The 14,291-nt window shown below is 32.8% G+C and carries 13 protein-coding genes; 10 read left to right on the forward strand and 3 right to left on the reverse strand.

Going from position 1 to position 14,291, the window contains the following annotated elements:
* Positions 1-145 precede the first annotated feature (145 nt).
* The 4 genes from AC13CQ_RS17015 (at position 146) to AC13CQ_RS17030 (ending at position 5,915) form a co-directional block, all read left to right on the forward strand.
* A complete protein-coding gene (locus AC13CQ_RS17015; RefSeq protein ID WP_008611880.1) occupies positions 146-559 on the forward strand; it encodes a hypothetical protein in 414 nt (137 codons plus the stop codon).
* Positions 560-731: 172 nt separating this feature from the next.
* Positions 732-2,552 (forward strand): family 43 glycosylhydrolase, encoded by a 1,821-nt coding sequence (locus tag AC13CQ_RS17020; RefSeq protein ID WP_474507535.1) that lies wholly within the window; start codon positions 732-734, stop codon positions 2,550-2,552.
* A 658-nt stretch (positions 2,553-3,210) separates the two neighbouring features.
* Entirely contained in the window at positions 3,211-3,723 is a 513-nt protein-coding gene (locus AC13CQ_RS17025; RefSeq protein ID WP_008611882.1) for a hypothetical protein, read from the forward strand.
* Between the two features lie 116 nt (positions 3,724-3,839).
* Positions 3,840-5,915: a M13 family metallopeptidase gene (locus AC13CQ_RS17030; RefSeq protein WP_474507534.1), complete on the forward strand. Its 2,076-nt coding sequence runs from the start codon at positions 3,840-3,842 to the stop codon at positions 5,913-5,915.
* Between the two features lie 56 nt (positions 5,916-5,971).
* On the opposite strand, the gene AC13CQ_RS17035 is transcribed toward AC13CQ_RS17030, so the two are convergent.
* From AC13CQ_RS17035 to AC13CQ_RS17045, 3 genes are all read right to left on the reverse strand, one after another.
* On the reverse strand, positions 5,972-6,175 hold the full coding sequence (locus AC13CQ_RS17035) for a helix-turn-helix domain-containing protein (RefSeq protein ID WP_335587184.1): 204 nt from the start codon (positions 6,173-6,175) through the stop codon (positions 5,972-5,974).
* Positions 6,176-6,177: 2 nt separating this feature from the next.
* The gene (locus AC13CQ_RS17040) at positions 6,178-6,732 is read right to left on the reverse strand and encodes a DUF2975 domain-containing protein (RefSeq protein WP_335587185.1); all 555 of its coding nucleotides are present in this window, start codon (positions 6,730-6,732) and stop codon (positions 6,178-6,180) included.
* 148 nt (positions 6,733-6,880) lie between these two features.
* A complete protein-coding gene (locus AC13CQ_RS17045; protein ID WP_474507580.1) occupies positions 6,881-8,632 on the reverse strand; it encodes a M61 family metallopeptidase in 1,752 nt (583 codons plus the stop codon).
* Between the two features lie 332 nt (positions 8,633-8,964).
* On the opposite strand from AC13CQ_RS17045, the gene AC13CQ_RS17050 reads away from it, so the two are divergent.
* The 6 genes from AC13CQ_RS17050 to AC13CQ_RS17075 all read left to right on the forward strand — a co-directional run bounded on the left by AC13CQ_RS17050 (position 8,965) and on the right by AC13CQ_RS17075 (position 14,055).
* The gene (locus AC13CQ_RS17050) at positions 8,965-10,143 is read left to right on the forward strand and encodes an aminotransferase class I/II-fold pyridoxal phosphate-dependent enzyme (protein WP_474507578.1); all 1,179 of its coding nucleotides are present in this window, start codon (positions 8,965-8,967) and stop codon (positions 10,141-10,143) included.
* A gap of 42 nt (positions 10,144-10,185) precedes the next feature.
* Positions 10,186-10,806 (forward strand): dethiobiotin synthase, encoded by a 621-nt coding sequence (gene bioD, locus AC13CQ_RS17055; protein ID WP_008611886.1) that lies wholly within the window; start codon positions 10,186-10,188, stop codon positions 10,804-10,806.
* 148 nt (positions 10,807-10,954) lie between these two features.
* Positions 10,955-11,347, forward strand: coding sequence for a DUF1398 domain-containing protein (locus AC13CQ_RS17060; RefSeq protein WP_474507579.1), 393 nt, complete (start codon positions 10,955-10,957; stop codon positions 11,345-11,347).
* 311 nt (positions 11,348-11,658) lie between these two features.
* The gene (bioA, locus tag AC13CQ_RS17065) at positions 11,659-12,927 is read left to right on the forward strand and encodes an adenosylmethionine--8-amino-7-oxononanoate transaminase (protein WP_474507240.1); all 1,269 of its coding nucleotides are present in this window, start codon (positions 11,659-11,661) and stop codon (positions 12,925-12,927) included.
* Positions 12,928-12,966: 39 nt separating this feature from the next.
* A complete protein-coding gene (locus AC13CQ_RS17070) occupies positions 12,967-13,287 on the forward strand; it encodes an SET domain-containing protein (protein ID WP_474507241.1) in 321 nt (106 codons plus the stop codon).
* 522 nt (positions 13,288-13,809) lie between these two features.
* A complete protein-coding gene (locus AC13CQ_RS17075; RefSeq protein ID WP_008611891.1) occupies positions 13,810-14,055 on the forward strand; it encodes a VF530 family protein in 246 nt (81 codons plus the stop codon).
* Positions 14,056-14,291: the final 236 nt, after the last annotated feature.

Here is a 14,291-nt window from a genome sequence, read left to right on the forward strand (position 1 = left end):
AATCTGTTTTTTTTCTTATCTTTAGAGGAATAAAATAGATCTCCTTCATCTACAGTATTAACAGTTAATGTGTTGATATATAATAAGTTTGTAATTTTTATTTCTTCCCTTCCTACAATACAAAACTCATTTAAAATTTTTAGTTATGAAAAAAAGTATTGTACTCTCAGTTGCATTTTTGCTAGTTACTTTTATTGGTTCTGCTCAAATAAGAAATAAGAATATAAGGGATAATGTAGGTTGGCAAAAAATAGGCGAAGTAAAAGCCAATTATGGAAACGACCACGATGCCATAAATGTTGATGGTTCTTTTAACGATTTTAGAACTTTAAAATTTAATGTGGGCAATGCCGATGTTAATATGGATCGAATGGAGATTACTTATGATAGTGGTGCAAAAGAAAGAGTTCCATTGCGTTTGGAGATTAGAAAAGGAGATGATAGTAGAAATATTAACTTACCCGGAGGGAAAAGGCGAGTTCATAAAATAGAGTTTTGGTACAATACTAAAGGAATGTTTAGTGGGAAAGCCCGTATTACTGTATACGGAAAACGATAAGGGAGTTATGTTTTTAAAATTTACATTTTTTTACTTTCCTTATTTTGTTGTAGTTAAGAGAATGTTTAAAAGTTAAATATTTACTTGATGTATTATTGATGTAGCGTATTCTTTGGTTATAGCTATAGCTTTTCTGTAGTTTCGAATTTCATAAAATAAATACTTCCAGATTATGATTTTCAGTAAAATAGAAAAATTGTTTTTTTCTGTATTGAGCTTAGGGATTTTTTTTAATCTTCAAGCGCAACAAACCTTATCCAAAGAAGAATATAAAACCTATTGTAATCCTATAGACATAGATTATACTTACATGTCGCATTACCGAGGTAGGAGCGATGTTTCTTACCGTTCTGGTGCAGATCCTGCAATTGTAAATTTCAAAGGGAAATATTATCTTTTTGTAACTCGTTCTCATGGTTATTGGACTTCTGATGATATGAGTAACTGGAAATTCATCAAACCTCAAGGATGGTATTTTAATGGAAGTAATGCTCCAGCTGCAGCCGTTAGAAACGGAAAGATTTTGGTGCTAGGAGATCCGTCTGGAAGAGGTGCCGTTATAGAAACCGATAATCCAGATTTAGGAAATTGGCAAACAAACTATGCGGTAATAAATGTTCCAAACGGAGTACAAGATCCTAATATTTTTGTAGACGACGATAATAGCGTGTATTTGTACGAAGAGTCTTCTAATAAATGGCCAATTCATGGAGTAGAACTAGATACTGCCAATTATTATATTCCGAAAGGGGAGCAAAAAGATCTTTTTAATTTACAACCAGAACAGCATGGTTGGGAGCGTTTTGGTCAAGACCATAAGTCTGATATAAAACCTTTTATAGAAGGGCCTTGGATGGTAAAACATAACGATACTTATTATTTAGAATATGGGGCGCCAGGAACACAATGGAATGTTTATGCCGACGGGGTTTATACCAGTAAAAGTCCGCTAGGACCTTTTACTTATGCACCATACAATCCAATTTCTTATAAACCAGGTGGTTTTTTAAAAGGTTCTGGGCATGGAAGTACCGTACAAGATAATAACGGAAACTATTGGCATTATTCCACCATGGCGATTTCTGTGAATTTTAAATTTGAAAGACGATTGGGAATGTATCCTGCTGGCTTTGAAGACAACGGACAAATGTACGTAAATACTGCCTATGGAGACTATCCACATTATCTTCCCGGAACAGAAGTTAAAAATCATAAAGAGCGTTTTACAGGGTGGATGTTACTTTCTTATAATAAACCAGTTACTACAAATTCTCCTTTAGTTGAGGGAGAAAATAAAGTAGTTGATGAAAGTGATAAAGGGTATATGCAAGAGCAGATACATGGTTTTGAAATCGATAAAATTAATGATGAAGAAATTCGTTCTTATTGGGTTTCAGCAAAAAATAACGATTCTATTTATGTGCAAGTAGATCTGCAAAAACCAATGGATGTAAAAGCCATACAAATTAATTTTCAAGATTATAAAAGTACAGTTTTTGGCCGCCCAGATACATTAAGGCAACAATTTACAATTGAAGGATCTTTAGATGGGAAAAATTGGAAAACAATAGCAGATTATAGTAAAAATAAAAAAGACATACCGCATGCATATATTGAGTTGGCAAAAGATGCCGAAGCGAGATATATTAGATATAACCACGTGTATTGTACCAATAAATATTTGGCAATTTCTGAGTTTAGAGTTTTTGGAAAAGGTAAGGAGAAAGCTCCAAAAACACCAAATCATTTCAAAGCAGAAAGGCAAGACGACAGAAGAAACACCATGTTAACTTGGGATGCAGTAAAAGACGCAACGGGGTATGTAGTTTATTGGGGAATTGAAAAGGATAAATTAAACCTTTCCGCTCTAATGTACGATAAACCTAATTATGAGTTAAGAGCTTTAAATACAGACCAAGCTTATTATTATCAAGTTGAAGCGTTTAATGAAAACGGAATTTCTAAAAAAAGTAAAATTTTATATACTGAATAAAATACAAGACCGCTTTGCTGTAAGAAAACAGAACAAAGATAAAAGTTTATAAAGTAAAAAGTTAATGAGCTAATAAGTTAAAGAAGAGGAAGCATGTACACAAAAAACAGCGTTAATGGCTAGCGTAGCTAAAACCCTTATCCGTAGAATAGTGACCGAAAGCTCTGAGATCAGGAGTGTAGCGACGCAGAGTTTCGGTTACGGTTTTTCGACCCCGTTGTCGAAAAAAATCATTGGATAAGGCGCCTTTTTCTTTGTTTCGTTTCTTTTGGGCGAGCAAAAGAAATGAAAAGCATGAAGTCACTGGTATTTGGATTGGTATCAGAGCTAAAAAATAATCAACGCAATTTTAAACTAGAGCCTTTATATCTACTGTTTTTATATGGAAAAACCAATTCGTTTTTTTAGTTTTAAGAATGTTTTGGATTTTTACTGAATTTTATTTTGTTTACTTTCTAAAATAATGAGGAGGTCTATTTTAAAAAACTTCGCTTAGCTCTTGAAATGGATGAAGTGTAATAAATTCTATCTACTTTTATTAGACAACAATAAAATAGAAAAAGAGATAGCGAAATAGGATTGTAGAGTTACTAATACCTTTTCGCTATTTTCTTTTCACTAATTCTAGTATCTTTGATCCTTAATAAAAGTTTATTCCTTGAAAAATACTGCATACATACTTTTACTCGGGTTGTGTTTTATTATAACGAGTTGTGGAGACAAAGAAAATAAAGAAGACAATTCTGCTTCTCAAGATACAGCAGTTGCTTCTTATAAGCAGTTGCCAGAAATAAAACCCATCAGTAACGAAAAGTTGACTGAAATAAATAAATGGAAAAAATTTAAAGAGTTAAGCAACTTGATGGAGAAATTTCAAGATCAAAATAGTGGGGATCTTACCTATTTTGCTGAAGAGTTTATCCGTTTAGATACTGAAATTGAAAAAGATTCTTTATTTCCTGAAAAATTCAATGTTCCAGATGTAAAAAGTAGATTGGTTGTTTTCAAAACTTTCAGCAACCAATTCAAAACACGTTTAGATGAAAATGCTCCTATAGATTCCATAAATGTATCTAGAGAGAAGCTTTTAGTAACCTATAATGCCATCCGTCAGCAGTTATCAGAGACTTTGAAAAGTAAGATTTATCAAGATTTTATTAAAGAAAAGTAGGTCTCGTTATCAAAATAGAATTTTTTTCTTAAAGAATTGTTAATTAAAATCTAATAACTTATTAAGAATCACAATTTATTATAAATTGCAACGATTCATAACAAAACTAATTAGATATGAAATTTACTTTTAATCAGCCTGTTATCTATGGGCTTGCTTCAGTTGTATTGCTGGCTTCATGCAAAACTGAAGAAAAAAAGGAGGTTGCAACGGTAGAAAAAATACCTGGAATTAACCTTCAATATATGGACACTACTGCGAGTCCGAATAACAATTTCTTTAGATTCGTAAACGGTAAATGGTTAGATGAAACTGAGATTCCTGCGGACAAAACAACCTGGGGGAGCTTCAATGAGTTGAGAGAAAACACTGACGACGATGCGCTTTCGATATTAAATGCTGCAAAAGATAACCCTAGCTTAGATAAAAACTCAGATCAGGCAAAAGCTGTTCGTATGTTTGAATCTATTATGGATACTGCTTCTAGAGATGAGCAAGGGGTAACGCCTTTAAAGCCTTATTTAGAAAAAATTGATGCAATTTCTAATAAAACAGACCTTCAAACATATCTTACTGAAATGACTCCATCTACAGGAGCTACATTTTTTAGATTTGGAGTGGGTGCAGATGCAAAAGATAGTAACAAAAATGTTGCTTCTTTAGGTTCTGGAAGATTAGGATTGCCAGATAGAGATTATTACTTGGATCAAGACGATGAGTCTAAAGAAATCCGAGAAAAATATGTAGCTCATATTACACGGATGCTTCAGTTTGTAGGTTATGATGAGGCTGCTGCCGCAAAACAAGCAGATCAAATTTTAGCACTTGAAACTAAGTTGGCTGAAAAAATGCTTGACAAAGTGGAAAGACGTGATCCTAAAACTACATACAATCCAACTGCGGTTGCCGATTTACAGAAAATGGTTCCTTCTTTTGATTGGAAAGCTTATTTAGATGCAATTGGTGCTTCAAGTGTAGATACTATAGATGTTAGTCAGGTTGCATACACAAAATCTTTAGAAACAGTTTTTAGTTCTGGAGATGTAGAGGCTTGGAAATCATATTTGCGTTGGTCTTTGGTTAATAGTGCAGCCAATAGATTAACACAAGAAATGGATAAAGCAGATTGGGAGTTTTACAGTAAAGAGCTTAGAGGAGCAAAAGAGCAAGAGCCTTTAGAAAAAAGAGCTTTACAAACTGTAAATTGGTCTGTTGGAGAAGCATTAGGAAAACTATATGTTGATGAAAAGTTCCCACCAGAAGCAAAAGCACAAGCTAAAGAAATGATAGCTAATGTAATTAAAGCATACGAAGTACGTATAAATGCTTTGCCATGGATGGATGCTGAAACAAAGAAAAAAGCTGTTGAGAAATTGGAGAAAACAACTATTAAAGTTGGATATCCAGACGAATGGAAAGATTACAGTTCATTAGCTATTAAAACAGCTGCAGATGGAGGGTCTTATTTTCAAAACTCTTTAAATGTTTCTCAATGGGATTTTGCTGAAACCATTGATAAATTAGGAAAGCCAGTAGATAAATCAGAATGGTATATGTCGCCTCAAACTGTAAATGCTTATTACAACCCTTCTTATAATGAGATTGTATTTCCAGCAGCAATTTTACAGCCACCTTTCTTTAATTTCACAGCAGATGCTGCAGTAAATTACGGTGGGATTGGAGCAGTAATTGGACATGAAATTTCTCATGGTTTTGATGATAGCGGTGCAGATTTTGATGCCGACGGGAATTTAGTAAACTGGTGGACAGAAAAAGATTTAACACAGTTTAATGCACTTGGAGATTCTTTGGCTGCTCAATATAGCAGAATTGAAGTTTTACCAGAAGTGTTTATAAACGGGAAGTTTACTTTAGGTGAGAATATTGGTGACTTAGGGGGTGTAAATGCTGCTTATGATGGTTTACAAATGCATTTAAAAGAGCATGGTAACCCAGGAGAAATAGATGGATTTACTCCAGAACAACGCTTCTTTATGTCGTGGGCAACTGTTTGGAGAACTAAAATGCGTGATGAAGCACTTAAAAACAGAATTAAAACCGATCCACATTCGCCAGGAATGTATAGAGCTACACAGCCACTTTTAAATATTGATGCTTTTTACAAAGCGTTTGATATTAAAGAAGGAGATGGAATGTATCTTGCACCAGAAGAGCGAATCAAAATTTGGTAATTTTATAAGAGAATTTTAATTTAATTAGAGCGTCATAAATTTATGACGCTCTTTTTTTATTCTACATATTCTAAAATATCTGCTGGCTGGCAATCTAAAACTTTACAAATAGAGGCTAAAGTAGAAAACCTAATTGCCCTAGCTTTTCCAGTTTTTAATATAGATAGGTTAGCGGTAGTAATACCAATTTTTTCGGCAAGATCATTACTTTGCATTTTTCGTTTAGCAAGCATGATATCTAGGTTAACAATAATCGGCATAATTAAATTGTTAAATCGTTTTCATTTTTAATAAAACTACCTTCTTTAATTATATAAGAAATTAACAATATAAAAATTGCCGGGACTATAATTGGAAATAAAAGTCCAATAATTCGTCCTGTAAATAAGCCTAAATTATACCCGCTTCTATAGGCATTATCTTTGGCTCCCAATACTTCATATAGGTTATGGTAGGGTAACGATAATATAGTTATAATTAAAATAGCAAGACATATAAATAAGAGACCTATTGCTACTTTTTTAAGTTGCTTTCCGTTTTCTTTATTAAAAATTAAACGCTGATTAAAATCAAGAATTACATTTCTAAATATATTGATTAAATAACATAAAAAAATCATTAATAATAAAGTAATACCGAAGATTATTAACCTTGATGTAGAGGAGGTTTCTTCTGATAAGTGGATACCAAAGAATGGATTTGTCTCTACACTATCAAATTTCATGAAGAAGTGTGTTGTTTTTGCAATTATAATACTAATGATAAATAATTGAAAAGCAATCAATAAAAGATGTAGAATATTTGAAATTTTTTTCATGGAGTTAAGAGTTTATATACAACGCTAAATTATATTAAATTATTGATAATCGATAATTTATTATTTAATAATAATAAATTAAAAAGATTAATTAAGCCCTAGTAATAATAATTGCTAGGGCTTAATTAATCTTTTTAATTTCAAATATTTACTGCTTCAGCCAAGCTTCGCGGTGTTTTTCTACTCTTCTTTTTGCTTTTTCATTTAAAGAAATGGTGTAAGTTGGGTCGCTAGTTAATGTTAGCTTCGTTTCTTTTTCTACACCAAATCTGCTGTAGGTAACAGTAATAACATCGCCTACTTTTTTATCAGCAAGAACTTTTTCAACTGTATTATCATTGTTTAATTTTTTAGCGTCGATTGCTAAAATAATATCTCCAGCATCCAATCCTGCTTTATACGCTGGACTTCCTTTTTTTACATTTCGGGTAATTTCATTATTAGAGTTGGTATTAAAACCAGTATAAATTTTTTCTTCATCTTGAGAATAATCAAAACCTACACTTTCAAAAAGGGTTGCGTAATCTGGCATTTCGCTTTTATAGATATATTTATTAAAGAAATTATCGGCAAATGGCTTTCCAGCATATAAACTTAAAGTAAAATGTAAATCGTCTATTGTATATGGATTTTCTTTTTTGCCTTGTTCCTGCCAAAGTTTCTTCATATAATCGTCTAGATTGAGTCCGTTTTGACGCAGCGATAAGTCTAATGCCAATCCGAGTACACTTCCGTAGGAATAATAAGAAATAAAAGTATTTTCTCTATTTACAGGGTCTACAGAGGTTGCAGCATCTACAAAAGGCGCTTGATAGCTCATTTCAATCGGGTTAAAATAGTTGCGTGCTGGAGAGTTCCAAACATAATTAAAAGTGCTATTTATGCTTTTAGCATATTCTTCTGGAGTAATAACACCTGCTCTGCATAAAATAAGGTTGGTATAATAGCTTGTAAAACCTTCTGCAAACCATAAGCAACCACTCATGTTAGCTCTAGAAAAATCAAAAGGCTCTAAAGATTTTGGTCGCAAGCGCTCTACATTCCAAGAGTGAAAATATTCATGAGAAACAGTTCCGATATTATTTTTCATACCTCCATTTTCCAAGCCTTCAGAGTCGGTTAGAATTGTGGAGTTTCGGTGTTCCATTCCATCACCGCTAGCATTTTCAACATAGCATGCCAAGAAGGTATATTTACCATAATCATAGTCTGGAAGTTCACCAAAAACATCTTTTTCAGCCAAAACAATACGTTTAACTTTTTCAAAATATTGATCTAATAATTCATCCGAAGCCGTGTCGTGCAATACAAATTCTATGGTATAATCTTTTCCGTTAGAATTCACCGTAAAAGAGCGTATTTTATAATCGCTAATTTCTGTAGGACTATCAAAAAAATATTGAAAATTAGGAGCAGAATACGTATTGTCATTTTCTTTTTTGAGCTGTGTAGCTACTTTCCAGTTGAGGTCTTTTCTTACGTCAAAAGTAATTTTTACAGGAGATTCCAGCATTTGAGTGGCATACATAAAAGTAGCTGGCATATTTAAATGCGCATGAGACTCGTCAATCTGACTATAAGTTCCATCTCCACGATTTCCAAACAAGGTGTAATGTACAGTAGTTGCTCCTTTTGGATTTGCAATAATCCATTCATATGGGTTATTGCGAATAATCTTTAAGGTATCCCCCTCATCATTTACAGCGCTTACACCATAAACATTTTTTGCAAATTCATGCAGCGCATACCTGCCAGGAGAGCTCCTGCTCATCCTAATATGTAGAGAATCGTTAGTTGTATTTGGAAATACAGCTGTAATTTGAGCCTCATGGTGTACGGCATTCTCAAATGAAATTGTATAATTTACGGGAGTTTGAGCTTTCATTAATAAGGAAAGCATCAAAAAACTTGTGAAACAAAATGCTCTTTTCAAAGTATTTAGGTTTAATGTTAGTTTTATTGAAAGGACAAGATACCAATTTTTAATTTTTGAGCTAAAAAAGTAATCGCATTTTCTTTTTAGGGTTTGCGGTAACTTGAACGTTTATGTACTTTTACTTACTAAATGAGTTTTTATAGCTTTAAAGTCTGTTCTGAGTTGCCAAAGGGCTTGTGTTGAATTGTTTTTATAGAGTTTTCCCTAACGCCTTGAAGACTTAACCAACTTGTAAGATGTAGACATTTAGATGTTAATTTTACTTGTTCCTAAATATAACTTAAAGTAGCATTGGAATGACCAATTTTCCTAAGAAATTATCTAAAAAGCTAGCGACAAGAAAGCTTGAAAATGCATTTAGGGTTTTACCTGAAGCATCTAATTTAATAGATTTTTCATCTAATGATTATTTAGGGTTTTCTAATGCTGAGCTAATTTTTTCTGAGACACAAAACATTCTGAAAGAACGTAGCATTTATTCAAATGGAGCTACTGGATCTAGGTTAATAAGTGGAAATTCTTTGTTTTATACTGAAGTTGAAAAAGAAATTAGCACTTTTCATAATAGTGAAGAAGCGCTTGTTTTTAACTCGGGTTATGATGCCAATCTAGGGTTCTTTTCTTCTGTGCCACAGCGAGGGGATATTGTTTTGTTTGATGAGTACATTCATGCCAGTATTCGAGATGGAATTAGGTTGAGTACTGCTAAGGCTTTTAAGTTTAAGCATAACGATTTAAAAAATTTAAAAGAGCAGCTTTTGAAGTTTTCTTCGGAAGATAATGAAGTTTTTGTGGTTACTGAAGCTGTGTTTTCTATGGATGGCGATAGTCCTAATTTAGTATTGCTATCCGATATATGTGAAGCCTATCAAGCTCATTTAATTGTAGATGAAGCGCATGCCGTTGGAGTTTTTGGAACAAATGGAGAAGGATTGGTACAAAGTTTAGGGTTAGAAAATAAAGTTTTTGCTCGGATAATTACTTTTGGGAAGGCTTTTGGATGCCATGGAGCAGCTATATTAGGAGCTTCAGAATTAGTTAGTTATCTAGTCAATTTTGCAAGAAGCTTTATTTATACTACAGGTTTACCTCCGCATTCTTTAGCGGCTATAATGAGCGTTTACAAGCAATTAAAGGAAAATAATAAGCAATCTCTTTTCAGAAGTAATTCAGAAAAGCTTAAAAATAATATTGATTATTTTAAAACTACTTTTAAAGCGAATAAGAGTGCGTGTAATTTGTCTTTAAAATATATTGAAAGTGATTCTCCAATTCAATGTTTTATAATTCAGGGAAATGAAACTGTAAAATTAATTGCAGAAAAAATAAAGGGAAAAGGTTATAATGTAAAACCTATACTGTCTCCTACAGTTCCAAAAGGGGAAGAGCGATTACGGTTTTGTATTCATAGCTTTAATTCTTTTAACGAAATTTCTGAAGTTTTAAGCTTATTTTTCGCTCAATATAAAAACTGATTTTGTAATTTTAGCTATTATACTAATAATAAATACTACCCTATGAAGTCTTGTTATTTTGTAACAGGTATTTCCACAGAAGTTGGAAAGACTATTGCTTCGGCAATTATTGTAGAGGCCTTGCAAGCAGATTATTGGAAACCTATTCAATCTGGAGATTTAGACAATTCGGACACTAGAAAAGTTCATACTTTAATCTCTAATACAGAAACTAAATTTCATCCTAATAGCTATTCCTTAAAAGTGCCTATTAGTCCGCATGCTGCTGCAGCTATTGATAACGTAGAAATAGATATTACTAAAATTAAAGTACCAGAAACCAATAACAAGCTTGTTATTGAAGGAGCAGGAGGAATCTTGGTGCCTTTAAATAATAAGCATACTATTATGGATATTATCAGTCCTAAATATAAAATTATTGTAGTTTCTCGGCATTATTTAGGAAGTATAAATCATACATTACTTACCGTAAATCTTCTTAAAGAGCATGGTTTTGATGTGTCTATTTTGTTTAGTGGGAAGGAACATCCTACTACAGAAGAAATTATTCATAAAATGACTAATGTGCCTGTAATTGGACGAATTGATGAGGAAAAAGAATTTACCAAAGAGGTGATTCTAAAGTATGCCAAAAAATTTAAACCTGTATTAGAAAAACTATAGTATTTATGCTGTACATTTACTCGCTAAATGAAATTTAAATACTAAGATGTTGGTGTTGATTGCTTTTTAGAGTAACCTTCTTATGTCTTGCGGCTTTTCCCTGAACTAGTATTATTTCAAGCAATAAACATATTATAAGGCGAAAAGGATGTTTACAGTTCTACAAATTCAAGACGCACACTCAAAGGTAGAGAGTGGAGCAGATTTTCCAAAGTATATTCAGGATATTAAAGCGCTTGGAGTAGAGGCGTTTGAAACCTTTGTAGCAGATAGTCATACCGATTATTTTGGTAAAAACAATTATAAAACTAGTTCTTTAGCTGTTTATGATACTCTAAATATTTCAGAAGAAAGTAATAAAGAACGCTTTATTGCATGTATAAAAGCGCATCAAAAAGGAGCAACAGATTATGTTACTTTTTGTAAAGATTGTGCTGATAATGGTATTGAAAAATGGATTGTGGACCTCGGGAAAATGACTTGTATTTACTACGATAAAAAAGGAAATGAAATTCTTGTTGAAAATATTCCGAGTGTCTAAAAAGTGTATTCTTTTCATTTTAAAATATTGTTGTCCGATAAAAGTTAACGGAATTTATTGGACTCCACTTATATCAAGGTTTAAATGAGGTATTCAAAATAAGATCCCTTGCTATTAATAAAATGAATGAAAAGAATATTTTAGTAATGTTATTTCTTTAAACTACTTATTTTATGATAGTTAATATTTAGTCTTTGCTCTTTTTTCTTATAGCGAAGCGGTCTTGTATTTTTTCTCGGACAACAATATTTTAAAATATAAAAGAATCCGCATCTTTGTAGTGTAATTGTTGATATACAAAAACACTATTTATGACACTTTCAGAAAGAGATAAAAAGCATCTTTGGCATCCTTTAACCCAACATAAATTACACCCAGAATCTATTGCGATTACGCATGCAAAAGGAGCTGTTTTGTATAGTGAAGAGGGAAAAGAATATATAGACGGAATAGCTTCTTGGTACACCTCTGCATATGGACATTGCCATCCATATATTGTTGAGCGAGTAAAAAAGCAAGTGGAAACACTAGATCAAGTTGTTTTTGCAGGACTTACACATGAGCCTGCAGTTAAGCTTTCTGAGGAATTAATAAAGATACTTCCAGGTAACCAAAATAAATTATTTTTTTCTGATAGTGGTTCTACCTCTGTAGAAGTAGCTATAAAAATGTCATTGCAATATCATTTTAATAGAGGGGAGAAACGCAATGTATTAATAGCCTTTGAAGAAGGTTTTCATGGAGATACTTTCGGCGCTATGTCGGTTTCTGGTTTATCGGTTTATAATGGTCCGTTTGAAGAGTTTTTTCTTTCCGTAGAGAGGATTCCAGTACCAAATGGACAGAATAATCAAGAGGTATTAAAGCAATTACAAACTATTATTGCTGAAAATAAGGTAGCTAGTTTTATATACGAACCTTTAGTGCAAGGAGCTGCAGCTATGAAAATGCACGATGCAGAAGGGTTAGAACTACTAATAAAAGAATGTAAAAATAGTGAGGTTATTACTATTGCCGACGAAGTGATGACTGGTTTTGGGAAAACTGGAAAAAACTTTGCCTCACTTCATTTAGAAACATATCCAGATATTATTTGCATGAGTAAAGCGCTTACGGCTGGAATGGTGCCAATGGCTATTACAAGTTGTACCGAAGAAGTGTATCAGGCATTTTATAGTGACGATATTGGGAAAGGCCTATTTCACGGGCATACCTATAGCGCCAATCCAATTGCTTGTGCTGCAGCACTTGCAGGAATAGAATTACTCCAAACCGAAGAAATGCAAGCTAACATTCAGCGAGTTATAAAACTGCACGAAAATTTTGATAAGTACATTAAAAATCATCCTAAAATAGCGAGCACTAGACAGTGTGGGATTATTTATGCAATAGATTTGAATGTAGAAATGGAACGTTATGGAAATCTGCGAGATAAATTGTTGAATTTCTTTTTAGATAACGAATTGTTTATGAGGCCTTTGGGTTCTACGCTCTATATTTCTGCGGCTTATGTAATTACCGATAAACAATTGCAGAAAATTTATGATAAGATTGAGTTTTTGATTGAAAAAATACTATAAATTAGCATTAGAAACATAAACTTATTAGCGTATCATTCAATGATTCATCCGCATACCGAGCTGCGATTTATTTCTGATGAAATAGGTCATGGCGTTGTGGCTACAAAATTGATTCCAAAAGGAACAATTACATGGGTTCAAGACCAATTAGATTTGGTGCTTACTCCAGACCAAGTTGCTAACATGAGCAACGATTATCAACAAATTATTGATTATTTTACCTTTAGAAACAATAAAGGAGAGTATGTACTTTGCTGGGATATGGCAAAATATGTAAATCACAGTTTTAAAAGTAATTGCTTAACTACCCCTTATGATTTTGAAATAGCAATCCGAGATATTTTCCTGGAGAAGAGCTAACAGACGATTATGGGTATTTAAATATAGCAAAACCTTTTAAGGCTAAAGACGAGGGAACCCGCCGTAAAACTGTATATCCCGACGATTTACTTAAATATCATTCGGTTTGGGATAAACATTTAAAAGAAGCTTTTCAGGATATTAGTTCGGTAAATCAACCGCTAAAAACATTTTTAAATCCTAAAATGAAGCGTAAAGTAGAAAAAATAGATAAGGGAGAAGCTGTGTTAGATTCTATCCTTACTTGTTATTACGCAGATAAATAGTATTAGCATTAAGGAGAGGTCTAAAAAGTAATTCATAGTAGTCAAATTGATTTCGTCGAATAGTTGTCAAACTGAGCTTGTCGAAGTTTCAAACAACTAACCCTCAGTAAAATCCTTCGACAAGCTCAGTTTGACATTTAGAGTTTAGATACTTTTTAGACCTCTTTATTATGTTTTATACTTTGTAAGGAGCGCAACCTTTTTCTTATCACTATCTTTGTTGTCTTTATATAGTATACATTAAAATTTAGCTATAATGAGTGATAAAGCTCCTTCAAAACAAGAGCAACCGAACAATCCATTACATGGAGTTAAGTTGGTAGATATTCTGGAAGAATTAGTAGCTACCTATGGCTGGAAGGAAATGTCTGAGCGCGTAAATATTAATTGCTTTAAAAGTGATCCTTCCATAAAATCAAGTCTTAAATTTTTACGAAGAACGCCATGGGCCAGAGAAAAAGTAGAACAAATGTATTTGTATATGAATGGAAGGAAAAAGTAGGTTACTCGAGAATCGAGATTTGAAGGCTCCTTACTGAAATATTTTTAGTTTTTCCTTTTAGTACCCCGTAAGCATGCTCCGAGGGAGTTTGCTTTTATAAATTATTAAGAAGTAAAAGTCAATTTCTATGTAAACTTTAGCTTAATTTACCCTGAAATTAAGGTTTTATTCAGAGTTTATTCTCTCCATCTGATTTAAATAAAAAGCCAAGGATTCTATATAAAGTCCTCGGCTTT

The organism is Galbibacter sp. L-19, from assembly GCF_056857615.1.

Excerpts from the sequence above, each read along its gene's own strand:
- AC13CQ_RS17015 (WP_008611880.1), top strand. The coding sequence starts at position 146 with ATGAAAAAAAGTATTGTACTCTCAGTTGCATTTTTGCTAGTTACTTTT.
- AC13CQ_RS17020 (WP_474507535.1), top strand. The coding sequence starts at position 732 with ATGATTTTCAGTAAAATAGAAAAATTGTTTTTTTCTGTATTGAGCTTA.
- AC13CQ_RS17030 (WP_474507534.1), top strand. The coding sequence starts at position 3,840 with ATGAAATTTACTTTTAATCAGCCTGTTATCTATGGGCTTGCTTCAGTT.
- AC13CQ_RS17035 (WP_335587184.1), bottom strand. The coding sequence starts at position 6,175 with ATGCCGATTATTGTTAACCTAGATATCATGCTTGCTAAACGAAAAATG.
- AC13CQ_RS17040 (WP_335587185.1), bottom strand. The coding sequence starts at position 6,732 with ATGAAAAAAATTTCAAATATTCTACATCTTTTATTGATTGCTTTTCAA.
- AC13CQ_RS17045 (WP_474507580.1), bottom strand. The coding sequence starts at position 8,632 with ATGCTTTCCTTATTAATGAAAGCTCAAACTCCCGTAAATTATACAATT.
- AC13CQ_RS17050 (WP_474507578.1), top strand. The coding sequence starts at position 8,965 with ATGACCAATTTTCCTAAGAAATTATCTAAAAAGCTAGCGACAAGAAAG.
- bioD (WP_008611886.1), top strand. The coding sequence starts at position 10,186 with ATGAAGTCTTGTTATTTTGTAACAGGTATTTCCACAGAAGTTGGAAAG.
- AC13CQ_RS17060 (WP_474507579.1), top strand. The coding sequence starts at position 10,955 with ATGTTTACAGTTCTACAAATTCAAGACGCACACTCAAAGGTAGAGAGT.
- bioA (WP_474507240.1), top strand. The coding sequence starts at position 11,659 with ATGACACTTTCAGAAAGAGATAAAAAGCATCTTTGGCATCCTTTAACC.
- AC13CQ_RS17070 (WP_474507241.1), top strand. The coding sequence starts at position 12,967 with ATGATTCATCCGCATACCGAGCTGCGATTTATTTCTGATGAAATAGGT.
- AC13CQ_RS17075 (WP_008611891.1), top strand. The coding sequence starts at position 13,810 with ATGAGTGATAAAGCTCCTTCAAAACAAGAGCAACCGAACAATCCATTA.